At 69.1% G+C, this 15763-nt stretch carries 15 protein-coding genes; 12 read left to right on the forward strand and 3 right to left on the reverse strand.

Annotated elements, in window-relative coordinates:
- The first annotated feature begins 8 nt into the window (after positions 1-8).
- Positions 9-1244: a winged helix-turn-helix domain-containing protein gene (locus ACFXKA_RS22615; RefSeq protein ID WP_379428748.1), complete on the forward strand. Its 1236-nt coding sequence runs from the start codon at positions 9-11 to the stop codon at positions 1242-1244.
- 35 nt (positions 1245-1279) lie between these two features.
- Here ACFXKA_RS22615 and ACFXKA_RS22620 read toward each other — a convergent pair whose 3' ends face one another.
- Positions 1280-1627 carry a hypothetical protein gene (locus ACFXKA_RS22620; RefSeq protein WP_379428749.1) on the reverse strand — a complete coding sequence of 116 codons (348 nt, stop codon included), beginning with the start codon at positions 1625-1627 and terminating at the stop codon, positions 1280-1282.
- Between the two features lie 153 nt (positions 1628-1780).
- A complete protein-coding gene (locus tag ACFXKA_RS22625; protein ID WP_379428750.1) occupies positions 1781-1984 on the reverse strand; it encodes a hypothetical protein in 204 nt (67 codons plus the stop codon).
- A gap of 130 nt (positions 1985-2114) precedes the next feature.
- On the opposite strand from ACFXKA_RS22625, the gene uvrC reads away from it, so the two are divergent.
- The 10 genes from uvrC (at position 2115) to kstD (ending at position 13985) form a co-directional block, all read left to right on the forward strand.
- Positions 2115-4187 (forward strand): excinuclease ABC subunit UvrC, encoded by a 2073-nt coding sequence (gene uvrC, locus ACFXKA_RS22630; protein WP_379428751.1) that lies wholly within the window; start codon positions 2115-2117, stop codon positions 4185-4187.
- A 216-nt stretch (positions 4188-4403) separates the two neighbouring features.
- A complete protein-coding gene (gene rapZ / locus ACFXKA_RS22635) occupies positions 4404-5408 on the forward strand; it encodes an RNase adapter RapZ (RefSeq protein ID WP_379428752.1) in 1005 nt (334 codons plus the stop codon).
- Positions 5405-6463 (forward strand): uridine diphosphate-N-acetylglucosamine-binding protein YvcK, encoded by a 1059-nt coding sequence (gene yvcK, locus ACFXKA_RS22640; protein ID WP_354837474.1) that lies wholly within the window; start codon positions 5405-5407, stop codon positions 6461-6463. Before rapZ ends, yvcK begins: the two co-directional genes overlap by 4 nt.
- Complete coding sequence (gene whiA, locus ACFXKA_RS22645; RefSeq protein WP_040858457.1) at positions 6454-7437, forward strand: DNA-binding protein WhiA; 984 nt, start codon at positions 6454-6456, stop codon at positions 7435-7437. The genes yvcK and whiA overlap by 10 nt, the downstream gene beginning before the upstream one ends.
- 212 nt (positions 7438-7649) lie before the next feature.
- On the forward strand, positions 7650-8669 hold the full coding sequence (gene gap / locus ACFXKA_RS22650) for a type I glyceraldehyde-3-phosphate dehydrogenase (protein ID WP_354837476.1): 1020 nt from the start codon (positions 7650-7652) through the stop codon (positions 8667-8669).
- Positions 8670-8675: 6 nt separating this feature from the next.
- Entirely contained in the window at positions 8676-9887 is a 1212-nt protein-coding gene (locus tag ACFXKA_RS22655; protein WP_379428753.1) for a phosphoglycerate kinase, read from the forward strand.
- A gap of 3 nt (positions 9888-9890) precedes the next feature.
- Positions 9891-10676 (forward strand): triose-phosphate isomerase, encoded by a 786-nt coding sequence (tpiA, locus tag ACFXKA_RS22660; protein ID WP_354837480.1) that lies wholly within the window; start codon positions 9891-9893, stop codon positions 10674-10676.
- 134 nt (positions 10677-10810) lie between these two features.
- Positions 10811-11239: a nitroreductase/quinone reductase family protein gene (locus ACFXKA_RS22665; protein ID WP_354837482.1), complete on the forward strand. Its 429-nt coding sequence runs from the start codon at positions 10811-10813 to the stop codon at positions 11237-11239.
- Between the two features lie 418 nt (positions 11240-11657).
- Positions 11658-12251 (forward strand): TetR/AcrR family transcriptional regulator, encoded by a 594-nt coding sequence (locus ACFXKA_RS22670; protein WP_379428754.1) that lies wholly within the window; start codon positions 11658-11660, stop codon positions 12249-12251.
- 54 nt (positions 12252-12305) lie between these two features.
- The gene (gene kstD / locus ACFXKA_RS22675) at positions 12306-13985 is read left to right on the forward strand and encodes a 3-oxosteroid 1-dehydrogenase (protein ID WP_379428755.1); all 1680 of its coding nucleotides are present in this window, start codon (positions 12306-12308) and stop codon (positions 13983-13985) included.
- 73 nt (positions 13986-14058) lie between these two features.
- On the opposite strand, the gene ACFXKA_RS22680 is transcribed toward kstD, so the two are convergent.
- Positions 14059-14775, reverse strand: a complete 717-nt coding sequence (locus tag ACFXKA_RS22680; RefSeq protein ID WP_379428757.1) for an SDR family oxidoreductase — start codon at positions 14773-14775, stop codon at positions 14059-14061.
- 107 nt (positions 14776-14882) lie between these two features.
- Between ACFXKA_RS22680 and ACFXKA_RS22685 the strand changes: the two genes are divergently transcribed.
- Positions 14883-15737 (forward strand): LysR family transcriptional regulator, encoded by an 855-nt coding sequence (locus ACFXKA_RS22685; protein ID WP_379428758.1) that lies wholly within the window; start codon positions 14883-14885, stop codon positions 15735-15737.
- Positions 15738-15763: the final 26 nt, after the last annotated feature.

Below are 15763 nucleotides of genomic sequence, written 5' to 3' on the forward strand. Positions count from 1 at the left end.
GTTCGAGTGTGCCGACTTCTTCGTCCGGATCCCTGTCACTCGCGGCGGCGCGCCGCATCGCACTCGCGGCACAGGGCTTCGCCACGGCGCCGCCGAGCGGTACGCCCACCCGGCGAACGGTTCTGAAGGTGCTCGACAGCACCCGGCTGCTGCAGCTGGACTCGGTGTCGGCGGTGGTGCGCGCGCACTACGCCCCGGTGTTCAGCAGGATCGGGGCCTACGACCGGGCGCTGCTGGACGAGGCCGCATGGGGGCACACCGCCCGGCGGCCCCGGCAGCTCATCGAGTACTGGGCGCACGAGGCGGCGCTGATCCCGGTCGAGGACTGGTCGCTCCTGCGCTGGCGCATGGTGCAGTACCGGCACGGACGCTGGAACGGGATGCGGCAGGTGCTCGAACGCAATCCGGCCCTGGCCGACGATGTGCTCGGCGTGGTCAAGGAGTTCGGGTCCAGCACGGCGGGCGAGATCGAGCGGCATCTGGAGCTGGATCGGCCACGGGCCAAGGACAATTGGGGCTGGAACTACAGCGACACCAAGGTGGTCTGCGAGGCACTGTTCGCGGCGGGGGAGCTGACGGTGCCGAAACGCGTAGGCTTCCAGCGGCATTACGACCTGGCCGCGAATGTCCTTCCGCCCGAGGTCCTCTCGCGCGAAGCGGATGAAGCCGACGCGGTGCGGGAACTGGTGCGGCGTGCGGCGCGGGCGCACGGCATCGGCACCGAAACCGATCTGCGGGACTACTACCGGCTCAACCGCCGCCAAACCGAGCCCGCCATCGCCGACCTCCTCGACGCCGGAGAGCTGGAGCGGGTCACCGTCGCGGGCTGGGACAAGCCCGCCTACCTGCATGCCGAGGCCCGCACGCCGCGCCGGGTCACGGGCGCGGCCCTGCTGTGCCCCTTCGATCCGCTCATCTTCTTCCGCGACCGCACCGAGCGGCTCTTCGACTTCCACTACCGCATCGAGATCTACACGCCGGAACACAAACGCGTGCACGGATATTACGTCTTCCCGTTCCTGCTCGACGGCGAACTGGTGGCGCGGGTGGACCTGCGCGCCGAGCGCGGGACCGGGCGGCTGCTGGTGCCGGGCGCGTTCGCCGAGCCGGGCCGGGATCACTCGCGGGTGGCGGCCGCACTGGCCGCGGCGCTGCGGGACATGGCCGGCTGGCTCGAACTCGACACCGTCGAGGTGGGCGAAAAGGGCGATCTCGCACCGGCTTTGCGGCATGAGATCGCCTAGCTCCGCGCACCGCGGATCGGAACCGTGCAGGTGGGTCAGAACGGCCCGTCGGTCCAGGCATTCAGCACGATGCCCCGCTTGCCCTCGCCGTTGCATTCGATCGTCATCGGGATGAGCGGCCGAGGCGAATCGCCCACGATGAAGGTGGGGGCCTGGTAGCCGCTGCCCACCTGCCGGGTGCCCAGGCACTGCACCACCGCGGCGTACCAGGTGTCCGCGGGGCAGGTGAAGGTGGCGGTGTCGAGCGTCCGGTCGATGCGGCAGACCGAGTCGGCACCGGCGGCCGGCGCCGATACCGCGATCAGGCCCGCCGCGCCGACGCCGAGCGCGGAACCGATCGCGAGCGACCGGCGGCGCGGGTGGAGATGGTGATGGTTCGTCATCGATCGAGCTCCCTCGTAGACGGACAGATCAAGCGAAACAGTTCGTCCCATACTGACCGCGAGGCCCCGCTGGACGGCCGAACCTCGCGGAGATCGGTGTTCCGGCGTGGCGAGTCCTCCGGAACGCGCGGGCGCTGCCGGGCCGCGCCCGTGCTAGGCGACCAGCAGCTCCGGCGCCGAATTCGCCACGGCCCCAGCGCGGATCGGCAGCGGCGTCGGGTGCTCGCGGTAGTCGCCGTAGACGAAGATCGGCCCGGCGGCGGCCTCGGCCGGTACCGAGACCGCCACCAGCGCGGCGGCGGCCAGGCAGACCGCCCCCGCGATGGCGAGCGAGCGGCGCAAACGCAGTCGGATCATGGCGGTCCCTCCAGGTGAACGATCTTGCGGATACTTCGTCACCGTGACCGCCGCGGATGGTCGCCCGGAGGCCCGGCGGGTGTGTCGGAGGCCTTCCCGGCCTGTCGGGGGCACTGACTAACCTGGAGCCGTGGCAGATCCCGCGACCTACCGGCCCGCACCGGGCACCATTCCCGTCGAACCAGGCGTCTACAAGTTCCGGGACAAGTTCGGGCAGGTCATCTATGTCGGCAAGGCGAAAAGCCTGCGCCAGCGCCTGAACTCGTACTTCGCCGACGTGGCCGGGCTGCACCCGCGCACCCGGCAGATGGTGACCACGGCGGCCGGGGTCGAGTGGACCGTGGTGTCCACCGAGGTGGAAGCGCTGCAGCTGGAATACAACTGGATCAAGGAATTCGATCCGCGCTTCAATGTCCGCTACCGCGACGACAAGTCGTATCCGGTGCTGGCGGTCAGCCTCGACGAGGAGTATCCGCGGGTGTTCGTCTACCGCGGCGCGCGCAAGAAGGGCGTGCGGTACTTCGGCCCGTACGCCCATGCCTGGGCCATTCGCGAGACCCTGGATCTGCTGCTGCGGGTGTTCCCGGTGCGCACCTGCTCGGCGGGAGTCTTCAAGCGGCACAGCCAGATCGGGCGGCCGTGCCTGCTCGGCTATATCGACAAGTGCTCCGCGCCGTGCATCGACCGGGTGAGCGCGGCCGAGCACCGGCAGATCGTGGACGACTTCTGCGACTTCCTCTCCGGCAAGACCGATCGCCTGGTCAAGCAGCTCGAGCGCCGCATGCACGAGGCCGCCGACGAACTCGACTTCGAATTGGCCGCCCGCCTGCGCGACGACGTGCAGGCGCTCAAGCGCGCCCTGGAGAAGCAGGCCGTGGTGCTGGGCACCGGCACCGATGCCGATGTCATCGACTTCGCGGTCGACGAGCTCGAGGTCGCGGTCCAGATCTTCCACGTGCGCGACGGCCGGGTGCGCGGGCAGCGCGGCTGGGTGGTCGACAAGTCCGGCGACGCCCTGGACCTCGGGCGGTCAGGCTCGGAGGCGGAAGCCGGCATAACCACGGAGGACCCCGGCCCAGGTTCCATCGACCCTGCGGTGGCGGAATCCGGTGGGGAGCTGGCCGCGCTGGTCGAGCAGTTCCTCACCCAGTTCTACGGCGAGCAGACCGCGGTCGCCGCGCAGAGCGGGGACGCGCAGCCCGGGGCCGTGGTCCCGCGCGAGGTGCTGGTCCCGGCCCTGCCCAATGATCATGAGCAGGTTCAGCAGTGGCTCTCGGACCTGCGCGGCTCGGCCGTGCAGCTGCGGGTGCCGCAGCGCGGCGACAAGAAGGCGCTGGCCGAGACCGTGCAGCGCAATGCCCAGGAGGCCCTGGCCCAGCACAAGCTCAAGCGCGCCGGCGACCTGACCGCGCGCTCGGCCGCGTTGCAGGAACTACAGGACGCGCTGGATCTGGACAGCGCGCCGCTGCGCATCGAATGCGTGGACATCTCGCATGTGCAGGGCACCGATGTGGTGGCCTCACTGGTCGTGTTCGAGGACGGCCTGGCCCGCAAGTCCGAGTATCGGCACTACGCCATCAAGGAGGCCGCCGGCGAGGGCCGCTCCGACGACGTCGGCAGCATCGCCGAGGTGACCCGGCGGCGCTTCGGCAAGCTGCGCCGCGACCTGGACGCCGCCGAGGCCGCCGAGCTCGAATCCGGTTCGGACCCGGTCGAATCCAGCCTGCCCGGCATCGATCCGAAGACCGGTAAGCCGCGCCGCTTCGCCTACCCGCCCAACCTGTACGTGGTGGACGGCGGTGCGCCGCAGGTGAATGCCGCCGCCGAGGTGCTCGACGAACTCGGCATCACCGATGTCGCGGTCATCGGGCTGGCCAAGCGCCTGGAGGAGGTGTGGGTGCCGAACGAGGCGGACCCGGTGATCATGCCGCGCACCAGCGAGGCGCTGTATCTGCTGCAGCGGGTCCGCGACGAGGCGCACCGCTTCGCCATCACCTTCCACCGTTCCAAGCGCTCGCGGCGGATGACCGAATCGGTGCTGGACTCGGTGCCCGGGCTGGGCTCGGCGCGCAAGACCGCGCTGGTCACGCACTTCGGATCGGTCGCCAAGCTCAAGCAGGCTACGGTGGAGCAGATCACCGAGGTCCCGGGCATCGGCCTGGCGACGGCCAAGGCGGTCCTGGCCGCCCTGCAGCAGCCGTAGCAAGCGTGCGCGGACCTATCGGTTTGCCGCGATGGCGCGTCGAATCGGGACGCACCGGGTAGAGTGCGACACGCCGAATAGCAAAACTGCGACACGCCGTGTGTGCAGGTCGGGAGCAGAAATCACAGCTGTGTCTCGCTCCCGTCGTGTGCCTGCCGCGTTTCCGGGCGTCGGTGCAGGATGATCGAGGGAACTCCAGACACGAACCGGTAGGACATGACGCGCGTCGAAGCCAGTACTGATACGGCCGAAAACAGCAAGGCAACCGATACAGGTGAGTCCCAGCCGACCGCTCGCAGCGGGCGATCGGCACCCGAATCCGCACCGGTCGAGGTCGTCATCGTGACGGGCCTGTCCGGCGCCGGGCGCGGCACCGCCGCCAAGGTGCTCGAGGATCTCGGCTACTACGTGGCCGACAACCTCCCACCCGAATTGATCGGCCGCATGGTCGATCTCGGCCGCGGCGCCGAACCGCCCATCCGCAAACTGGCGCTCGTCATGGACGTGCGCAACCGCTTCTTCACCGGGAACCTCGCCGCGGTCGGCGAGCAGCTGCGGGCCGCGGGTGTGCGCACCCGCATCCTGTTCCTGGAGGCCTCCGACGACGTGCTGATCCGCCGCTTCGGGTTCGCGCGCCGCCGCCATCCGCTGCAGAGCGAGAGCGCCGACGGCACCCTGACCGCAGGCATCGCCGCCGAGCGGCGGCGCCTGGACCCGGTGAAAACGGCCGCCGACGTGGTCATCGACACCACCGCGCTGTCCATCCACCAGCTGCACCGCAAGCTCGAGGAGGTCTACGGCGGCGACGCCGCCACCGTGCTGCAACTGACCATTCAATCGTTCGGTTTCAAATACGGGGTCCCGCTCGACGCCGACATGGTGTTCGATTTGCGGTTTCTGCCGAATCCGCATTGGATTCCCGAACTCCGCGAAAAGACCGGACAGGACGCCCCGGTCAGCGAGTATGTGTTGTCGCAGCCGGGCGCGCAGGACTATCTGGGCACCGCGCGGCATCTCGTCGACCTGACGACCGAGGGCTACCGCCAAGAGGGGAAGCGATACATGACCGTGGCAGTGGGTTGTACCGGCGGCAAACACCGCAGTGTGGCGATAGCGGAGGCGCTGGGCGAGGCGCTGGCGGGCAACGAATCGGCCGCGGCCGGCAACAACGACTCGGGTGACGTGGTGCGTGTGGTTCATCGGGATCTGGGGCGGGAATGAGTGAGAACGACTCCGTCCGCACCACCAATCCGGCCATCGTGGCCCTCGGTGGTGGGCACGGCCTGTATTCGACGCTGACCGCCATCCGGCGGCTCACCCGCAAGATCACCGCGGTGGTCACGGTCGCCGACGACGGCGGCTCCTCGGGACGGCTGCGGTCCGAGCTGGGCATGCTGCCCCCGGGCGATCTGCGAATGGCCTTGGCGGCCTTGGCCGAAGAGGCCGACGGCATCTGGGCGCGAACTTTGCAACACCGCTTCGGCGGCACCGGCGCGCTGGCCGGGCATTCGGTGGGCAATCTGATTCTGGCGGGTCTCACCGAGGAGCTGGGCGATCCGGTGGCGGCCCTGGACGAGGCCGGAAGGATCCTCCGCATCACCGGCCGTGTGCTTCCCATGTCGCCCATCGCGCTGACCATCGAGGCGGATGTGTCTGGGCTGGAAGGCGATCCGCGCGTGAGCCGCTGCCTCCGCGGTCAGGTCGCCGTGGCGACCACGCCGGGCAAGGTGCGCCGGGTGCGGCTGATCCCCTCGGATCCGCCCGCCTGTCCCGAGGCGACCTCGGCCATCGAGCACGCCGACGTGGTGGTGCTGGGCCCCGGAAGCTGGTTCACGAGTGTCATCCCGCACGTGCTGGTGCCCGAATTGCACGAAGCGCTGCTGTACACGCGGGCACGGAAAGTGCTGGTGCTCAACCTCGCTGCCGAACCGGGCGAAACGGCCGGATTCAGCGCCGAACGGCACCTGCATGTATTGTCCCAGCACGCACCGGATTTCACAGTCGACCATGTTCTGGTGGATTCCGGTTCCGTACCCGAGGGTAGGGAACGCGAACATCTGGCAAGAGCTGCCGAACAGCTGGGTGCGCGAGTAACCTTCGCTGATGTCGCCGAGGCGGGGACGGACCGGCACCACCCCGGAAAGCTTGCCGCCGCACTGGATCAGGTGATCCGGCAACCTCGGCCGGAATTGGCAGGGCTTCGAGTCGAAGGACGGCATATGGGCCAACGTGTGCGGTCCGGGTTGGGTGGAAAGGAGCGCGTCTCGTGGCGATGACAGCGGAAGTGAAGGACGAGCTGAGCCGGCTCTCTGTATCACAGGTGAGCTCGCGCAAAGCGGAATTGTCCGCGCTACTGCGGTTCGCCGGTGGATTGCACATCGTCGGCGGTCGAGTGATCGTCGAAGCCGAGGTGGACATGGGTTCCATTGCACGTCGGCTGCGCCGAGAGATCTTCGAGCTGTACGGATACGGCTCGGACGTGCATGTCCTCGGCGCCGGCGGGCTCCGGAAAACCTCCCGGTACGTGGTGCGGGTTTCCAAGGAGGGCGAGGCGCTGGCGCGCCAGACCGGATTGCTCGATGTGCGCGGCCGCCCGGTGCGCGGGCTGCCCGCGCAGGTGGTGGGAGGCAGCATCGGCGATGCCGAAGCCGCTTGGCGTGGAGCGTTTCTCGCGCATGGCTCGCTCACCGAGCCGGGCCGCTCCTCGGCCCTGGAGGTGAGCTGCCCCGGGCCGGAGGCGGCGCTCGCCCTGGTGGGCGCCGCGCGGCGGATGGGCATCTCGGCCAAGGCGCGCGAGGTGCGCGGCACCGATCGCGTCGTGGTGCGCGACGGCGAGGCCATCGGCGCCCTGCTCACCCGCATGGGCGCGCAGGACACCCGGCTCACCTGGGAGGAGCGGCGCATGCGTCGCGAGGTCCGGGCGACCGCCAACCGGCTGGCCAATTTCGACGACGCCAACCTGCGTCGTTCGGCCCGCGCGGCCGTGGCCGCCGCGGCCCGCGTGGAGCGCGCGCTCGAAATACTGAGCGAGGATGTGCCGGACCATCTGGCCGCGGCGGGCAAGCTGCGCGTGCTGCACCGGCAGGCGTCCTTGGAGGAGCTGGGCCAGCTGGCCGATCCGCCCATGACGAAAGACGCTGTGGCGGGCCGGATCCGGCGGCTGCTGTCGATGGCGGACCGGCGCGCCAAGGAACTCGGCGTGCCCGACACCGAAAGCGCTGTCACCGCAGAGCTGCTCGAAGAGGCATGAAACACCCACGCCGCCGCATAAACTGATGAATACCGCTCGGTGATTCCGTCCGGAAGCGTCGCAACCTCAAGGGTCGCGGCGCTTCCGGTCGTCTGTGACGAAAGTGAACGTTTCGTAGTTCACCGTGGCGGGGGTGTGTCCGTGATGTTTCTGTTACAGGTCTAGGGTTAGCACCGCAACGGAAACGATCCGCAAAGCTGAGGAGCGAAAACGTGACTGTCCGGGTAGGGATCAACGGCTTCGGCCGCATCGGGCGAAACTTCTTCCGAGCCGTCGAGGCGCAGAAGGCCCTCGGCACCACCGACATCGAGATCGTGGCGGTCAACGATCTCACCGACAACAAGTCGCTGGCGACCCTGCTGAAGTACGACTCGATCCTCGGCCGCCTGCCGCAGGACGTTTCCCTGGACGGCGACGAGACCATCGTCGTCGGCGACCAGCGCATCACCGCGCTGGCCATCAAGGAGGGCCCGGCCGCGCTGCCGTGGGGTGACCTGGGTGTCGACGTGGTCGTCGAGTCCACCGGTATCTTCACCGACGCCACCAAGGCGAAGGGCCACCTGGCCGCCGGCGCCAAGAAGGTCATCATCTCCGCGCCCGCCAAGGGCGAGGACATCACCATCGTGATGGGCGTCAACGACGACAAGTACGACGGTTCGCAGAACATCATCTCGAACGCGTCCTGCACCACCAACTGCCTGGGCCCGATTGCCAAGGTGCTCAACGACTCCTTCGGCATCGAGCGTGGTCTGATGACCACCGTGCACGCCTACACCCAGGACCAGAACCTGCAGGACGGCCCGCACTCGGATCTGCGTCGCGCCCGCGCCGCCGCGCTGAACATCGTGCCCACCGGCACCGGCGCCGCCAAGGCCATCGGCCTGGTGCTGCCCGAACTGCTCGGCAAGCTGAACGGCTACGCGCTGCGCGTGCCGGTCCCGACCGGTTCGCTCACCGACCTGACCGTGGACCTGGCCAAGACCGCCTCGATCGACGAGATCAACGCCGCCATGAAGGCCGCCGCGGACGGCCCGATGAAGGGCATCCTGAAGTACAACGTCGACCCGATCGTCTCCTCCGACATCGTGACCGACCCGCACTCCTCCATCTACGACGCGCCGCTGACCCAGGTCATCGACAACCAGGTCAAGGTCGCCTCGTGGTACGACAACGAGTGGGGCTACTCCAACCGTCTCGCCGACCTGGTCGGCCTCGTCGGCAAGTCCCTCTAAGCGCCGATGACGATCAAGACTCTGCAGGATCTGCTGACCGAGGGTGTCGAGGGCCGGGGCGTGCTGGTGCGCTCCGACCTGAATGTTCCCCTCGATAACGGCGTCATCACCGACCCGGGCCGCATTGTCGCGTCCGCGCCGACCATCAAGGCGCTGGCCGAGGCCGGCGCCAAGGTCGTGGTGACCGCGCACCTCGGCCGCCCCAAGGGCGAGCCGGATCCGAAGTTCTCCCTCGCGCCGGTCGCGGCGCGGCTGTCGGAGGAGCTGGGACGCAATGTCCAGCTCGCCGGCGACGTGGTGGGCCAGGACGCGCTCGCCCGCTCCGAGGGCCTCACCGACGGTGATGTGCTGCTGCTGGAGAACATTCGCTTCGACGCGCGCGAGACCAGCAAGGACGACGCCGAGCGCACCAAACTCGCCCGTGCCCTGGTCGAGCTGGTCGGCGACGACGGCGCGTTCGTGTCCGACGGTTTCGGTGTGGTGCACCGCAAGCAGGCCTCGGTGTACGACGTGGCCAAGCTGCTGCCGCACTACGTGGGGACCCTGGTCGCGGCCGAGACCGAGGTGCTGAAGAAGCTCACCGAGAACCCGGAGCGTCCGTACGCGGTCGTGCTCGGCGGCTCGAAGGTCTCCGACAAGCTGGCGGTCATCGAGGCGCTCGCGCCCAAGGTCGACACGCTGGTCATCGGCGGCGGTATGTGCTTCACCTTCCTTGCGGCGCAGGGACTTCCGGTGGGCACCTCGCTGCTGCAGGCGGAGATGATCGAGACCTGCAAGGGGCTGCTGGACAAGTACGCCGACGTCATCCATCTGCCGGTGGACATCGTGGTGGCCGACAAGTTCGCCGCCGACGCGGACTCGAAGACCGTGCCCGCCCACGAGATTCCCGACGGCTGGATGGGTCTGGACATCGGTCCCGACTCGGTCGCCCGCTTCTCGGCGCTGCTGACCGAGGCCAAGACCGTGTTCTGGAACGGCCCGATGGGTGTGTTCGAGTTCGAGAAGTTCTCGGCCGGCACCCGCGGTGTCGCCGAGGCGATCGCCACGGCGACCTCGAAGGGCGCGTTCACGGTGGTCGGCGGCGGCGACTCGGCCGCGGCCGTGCGCACCCTGGGTCTGCCCGACGACGGTTTCTCGCACATCTCCACCGGTGGCGGCGCGTCGCTGGAATACCTGGAGGGCAAGGAACTTCCCGGCCTCGCTGTCCTGGAGGACTGAACCATGGCACGTAAGCCTTTGATCGCCGGCAACTGGAAGATGAACCTCAATCACCTCGAGGCCATCGCTCTGGTGCAGAAGATCGCATTCGCGTTGCCGGAGAAGTACTTCGACAAGGTCGACGTGACGGTGATCCCGCCGTTCGTGGACCTGCGCAGCGTGCAGACGCTGGTCGAGGGTGACCGTCTCCTGATCACCTACGGTGCCCAGGACGTGTCCACCCACGACGAGGGCGCCTACACCGGCGAGATCAGCGGCTCCATGCTGGCCAAGCTGGGCTGCAGTTTCGTCGTGGTGGGTCACTCGGAGCGGCGTCAGTACCACAACGAGGACGACGCCACCGTGCTGGCCAAGGCCAAGCAGGCGCTCAAGTACGGCATCACCCCGATCGTCTGCATCGGTGAGGGCCTGGGCGTCCGCGAGACCAAGACCCACGTCGAGTACAACCTCGAGCAGCTCCGCGGCTCCCTCAAGGGCCTGACGCCCGAGGAGATCTCGAAGATCGTCATCGCCTACGAGCCGGTCTGGGCCATCGGCACCGGCAAGGTCGCCACCCCGGCCGACGCGCAGGAAGTCTGCGGCGCCATCCGCAAGGAACTCGCCGAACTGGCGAATCCCGAAGTGGCGGCCGGTGTCCGGGTCCTCTACGGTGGCTCGGTCAACGCCAAGAACGTCGGCGAACTGGTCGGCCAGACCGACATCGACGGCGCCCTCGTGGGCGGCGCGTCCCTGAAGGGTGACGAGTTCGCCACCCTCTCCGCGATCGCCGCCGGCGGCCCCCTGCCGTAACGGTTTCCGCTGCACAGGGCCGGGCATCCACAGGATGCCCGGCCCTTCGCCGTCTCCGGGCGCGAGTGGGTGATCGCGGGCGGATGACGCCGCGCCCGGGGCGTTCCCCTCGGCCACAGTGCTCGTACAGAAGAATGATCGGTATGAGCGACTGGAATACGAACATCATCAACGAGTTCCGGGCCAATGAGGGACGGGTCGGCGGGCCGTTCGAGGGGGCGCCGATAATTCTGGTGCACCATCGGGGGCGCAAGACCGGGCGGGAGCTGGTGACGCCCATGATGTACCTGGCCGATGAGCAGGATCCGGCGACCATGTACGTTTTCGCGACCAAGGCGGGCGCGCCCACCAATCCGGACTGGTACTACAACCTGACCAGGGCGGGGACGGCCGAGGCCGAAGTCGGGACCGAGACCTTCCAGGTCGAGGTCACCGAGGTGACCGGCGCGGACCGTGACCGGATCTACGACGAACAGGCGCGGCGATACCCGGGTTTCGGCGAATACGCCGTGAAGACCGCCGGTATCCGCACCATCCCGGTGCTGGCGCTGCGCCGGGCCTAGGCTCGCGGCCGCAGGGCGCGGGTGCTCGGCCCGCGCCCCGGCAGGCGTCGGCGCGGGGGTGCGTTCGACGTGTGGGTGGTCGGGTGTTTGCGGAGATGGTGGGCGCTGAGATCGATCCCTGGCAGGCGACGGCCGGGGTTCGAGATGGGGTCGAGGGTAGTGGCGGCCTCGTTCGTCGGTGGGGAGGCCGGGAGCAGGGTGAGCCACCGCGTCCATGAATTCATTTGCGGCGGTGGGGGAGTCGGCGGGGGAGTGACGGCAGCCCAGGTGCAGGGGCGGGGGTTTCGAGGGCGAGTGGATCGCCGAATCTTGCTGGTCAGGACCTTGGCGAGTGCCGTCCGCGGTGCTGACAGAGAATCCCTTCTTGACAGTAGCTGTCATATCGGCAGATACTCGCTCTAACGAAGGAGGGCGACGGATGTCATTGCGGGAGCGGCAGCGCCGGCAGGTGCGCGGCGAGATTCAGCGGGCGGCGTACGAGTTGTTCGCGGAGAAGGGCTTCGGGGAGGTGACGACCGAGCAGATCGCCGCCGCGGCGGGTGTGTCGGCCAGTACCTACTTCCGGCATGTGCGGAGCAAGGAGGATCTGCTGCTGGATCCGGTCCGCGAGGGCGGGTCGGGCATCGTCGCGCTGCTCGAGGAGCGCGAGGGCGACGAGCCCGCGGATGTGGCGCTGGCGCAGTCGATTCTGGCGCGGTCCACCGCGCTGGCCCCGGCGGAGCTGGAGCAGTGGCGGGCCGCGTTCCGCACCGCGCCGCATCTCCTGGAGCGGGTCGCTCTGATCACTCCGGAGCACCGGGCGCGCCTGGTCGCGCTGGTCGCGCAGCGGATGGGCCGAGACTCGCAGCGCGACAGCACTCCGGGTTTGCTGGTGCATCTCATGCTGGCGGCGGCGGAGTTCGGTTACCTGCAGTGGCTGCGTAATTCGGCGCAGCCGGAAATGTCGCTGGCGGTGTGTGTCGAGGGCGCGCTCGACGCCGTGACCGGGGAACGCTGGCGGCATAACGGCTGAAAGCCGTTGGCACGCACGCAGATAGCTACAACAGAACACGAAGATAGAGGAAACATGCAGCACGACAGGGAAACTGGCGAGACATTCGATCTGGTCGTCGTGGGGTCGGGGGCGGCGGGCATGGCCGCGGCGCTGACGGCCGCGCACCACGGACTGTCCACGGTGATCGTCGAGAAGGCACGGGCATGGGGCGGATCCACCGCGAGATCCGGTGGCGGCGTGTGGATTCCGGGAAACACGGTGCTGCGCCGTGAGGCCCCCGCCGATAATCTCGAGGCCGCGCGAGCCTATCTGAAGCACATCGTCGGCCCCGGGGTGCCGCCCGAGCGGATCGACACCTTCCTCGACCGGGGACCGGAGGCCTTCGACTTCCTGGCCGCGCACGCGCCGCTGCGCATGCGGTGGGTGCCGGGCTATTCCGACTACTACCCGGAGGCGCCCGGCGGCCGCGGCCACGGCCGCTCGATCGAGCCCGTGCCCTACAACGCCACCGGTCTCGGCGCCGAATTGGCCACGCTGGAGCCCGATTACGTGAGGGCCCCGAAGAATGTCGTGATCACCGCGGCCGAGTTCCGGCAGCTGCATCTGGGCCTGCGCAATCCGCGCAGTCCGCTGGCGGCCGTGCGCGTCATCGGGCGGTGGCTGACTGCGGCCGTGCTGCGCCGGCGCGTCCTGGCCCGCGGCCAGGCGCTCAGCGCCATGCTGCGCGCCGGCCTGCTGGAGGCGAATGTGCCGCTGTGGCTGGACACTCCGCTGGTGGACCTGCGCACCGAGGACGGCCGGGTCACGGGCGCGGTGGTGCTGCGCGACGGGCGCGAGCAGGTGCTCACCGCCCGCCGGGGCGTGGTCATCGCGGCCGGCGGCTTCGAGCACAACGAGGCGATGCGCAAGCAGTACCAGCGTGAGCCGATCGGCACCGACTGGACCGTCGGCGCGCAGGCCAATACCGGTGACGGCATCCGCGCGGGCGAGAATGCCGGTGGCGCGGTGGAATTCATGGCCGACGCCTGGTGGGGCCCGTCCATTCCGCTGCCCAGGCTGGCCTGGTTCTGCCTGGCCGAGCGCAATCTGCCCGGCAGTATCGTGGTCAACGACCGCGGCGAGCGGTTCATGAACGAATGCCTGCCGTACGTCGAGGCCACCCATCGCATGTACGGCGGCGAGCACGGGCAGGGCGCGGGACCGGGCGAAAACCTGCCCGCCTGGCTGATTTTCGACCAGCGCTATCGCAACCGTTACCAGTTCGCGGGTGTCCCGCCCCGTCAGCCCCTGCCCGGCCGCTGGTTCAAGTCGGGCGCGCTCACCCGCGCCGATTCGCTCCCCGAACTCGCCGAGCAGATCGGCGTCCCGGTCGACAAACTCCGGGCCACGGTGACCCGTTTCAACGAATTCGCCTCCGCCGGTACCGATCCCGACTTCGGCCGCGGTGACAGCGCCTACGACAACTACTACGGTGACCCGCGCAACCGCCCCAACCCGAATCTCGGTGCGCTGGAGACGGGTCCGTTCTACGCGGCGAAACTGGTGCCGGGCGACCTCGGCACCAAGGGCGGCCTGAGCGCCGATGTCGACGGCCGGGTGCTGCGGGCGGACGGCTCGGTGATCGAGGGCCTGTACGCGGCCGGCAATGCGAGCGCTCCGGTCATGGGCCACACCTATGCCGGACCCGGCGCGACCATCGGCCCCGCTGTCGTCTTCGGCTACCTGGCGGCCCGCCACGCGGCCGGCCGGTAGTCCCGGCGCCGACCGGCGCACCGCTGGGGGATCCGTCCGGTGTCCCGCGGCGGTGCGCCACCCGATGTCCGGGTCAGGCCAGGACCGCGCCGCCGTCGAGGGGCAGCACGGTGCCGGTGGCGTGGGGCTGGGTGAGGAAGAAGACGAAGGCCTGCGCGATATCGTCCACTTCGGCGATGCGGCGCAATGGCGTCGCGGCCGCGGTGTCGGCGTAGAACTGCTCGCGCAACTCCTCGGGGAAGTTCCACAGCGGCGACCGGACCACGCCCGGCATGACCGCGTTCACCCGGATCGGCGCCAGTTCCACCGCCAGCGCCCGGGTCAGGGTCTCGATCGCGCCGCAGACGCTGGACGTGACCGTCGAACCCGGGACGGGGCGCGGCCCGGCGGTACCGCTGGTCAGGGTGATCGACCCGTCGGCTCGCAGCCGCGGCACGGCCGCCTGTACCGCGGCCAGCACGCTGAAGTAGCGCAGTTCGAAGAACTTCCGCGCGGCGTCGAGATCCAGTTCGGCCAGCGGGGAGAGCAGCAGCGGGTCGCCGGCGGTGTAGACGAGGTGGTCGAGCGCGCCGAGTTCATCGAACATCGCGCGAATCCGGTTGGTGTCGTTGAGGTTCGCGACCAGGCCGGTGACGCCGGCCGGGAGTTCGGCCACCGCGCGCTCCACGTTCTCCTGGCGGCTGGAGACGACGGTGACCTTCGCGCCCTGTGCGGCGGTCGCGGCGGCCACGGCGTAGCCGATTCCGGAGGTGCCGCCCAGGATGACGACGTGCTGTCCGTCGAGAGACATCGGATTTCCTTTCGGGAATGCTGTGCGTATGTGCCTCTCCACCTTGGGTTTCGCGACCCGCTCCCGTCCAAGACCTATACCGCCGCCTGTAATACCCTGAAGGCATCATGAGTGACGTCGATCTGCGCAAGCTGCGCTACTTCGTGGCGGTGGCCGAACATCTGCATTTCGGCCGCGCCGCGGAGCAGCTGTTCATCGCGCAACCGGTCCTGTCACGTCAGATTCGCGCGCTCGAGGAGGAACTGGGCGCGCAGTTGTTCGCCCGCGATCGCCGCGGGACCGCGCTGACGGCGGCGGGGGAGCAGTTGCTGGCCGACGCCAGACCGCTGCTCGCCGCCGCGGAAGCCCTGCAGCGCAGGGTGATTCGGGCCGTCGATGGGACGCAGCGCTTCACCGTCGGCTTCATGCCCGGCCTCATCGTGACCGCCGCGGTGCGGACGCTCACCGAGCGTCACCCCGGCCTCGCCGTCGATCTGGTGCGCACCGGCTGGTTCGATCAGGTCGAGGTGATCCACGACGGCCGCGTCGACGTCAGCGTGGTGCGGCTGCCGGTGGATCCGCACGGTCTGGTCGTGCGCCCGCTCTACACCGAGCCCCGGGTCGTGGTGCTGCCCGCCGACCACCGCCTCGCGGGCAAGGACGCGGTCGCGGTCGGCGATCTCGCCGACGAGCACCTGCTCCAGGATCCGGACATGGTCCCCGAATGGAGTGCGGTGGCAACCGAATTGCGCACCGACCGCCCCGGCGTCCCGGTCTTCCACAGTGTGGAGGAGAAGCTCGAGCACGTCGCCGCGGGCCGGGGCATCATGTTCCTGCCGCTGTCGGTCATGACGTTCTACACCCGCCCGGACATCGCCTACGTCCCGGTTCCCGACCTCGCGCCGCTGCGGGTGAGCCTGGCGTGGTCGTCGGCGCGCCCGGTTCCGCTGGCCGAGGAGTTCGCCGCCCTTGCCGCCCAGTGAGATTCGATCTACGCCGTCCACTCGGG

The sequence above is a fragment of the Nocardia sp. NPDC059228 genome, assembly GCF_042754245.1.
GTDB lineage: Bacteria > Actinomycetota > Actinomycetes > Mycobacteriales > Mycobacteriaceae > Nocardia.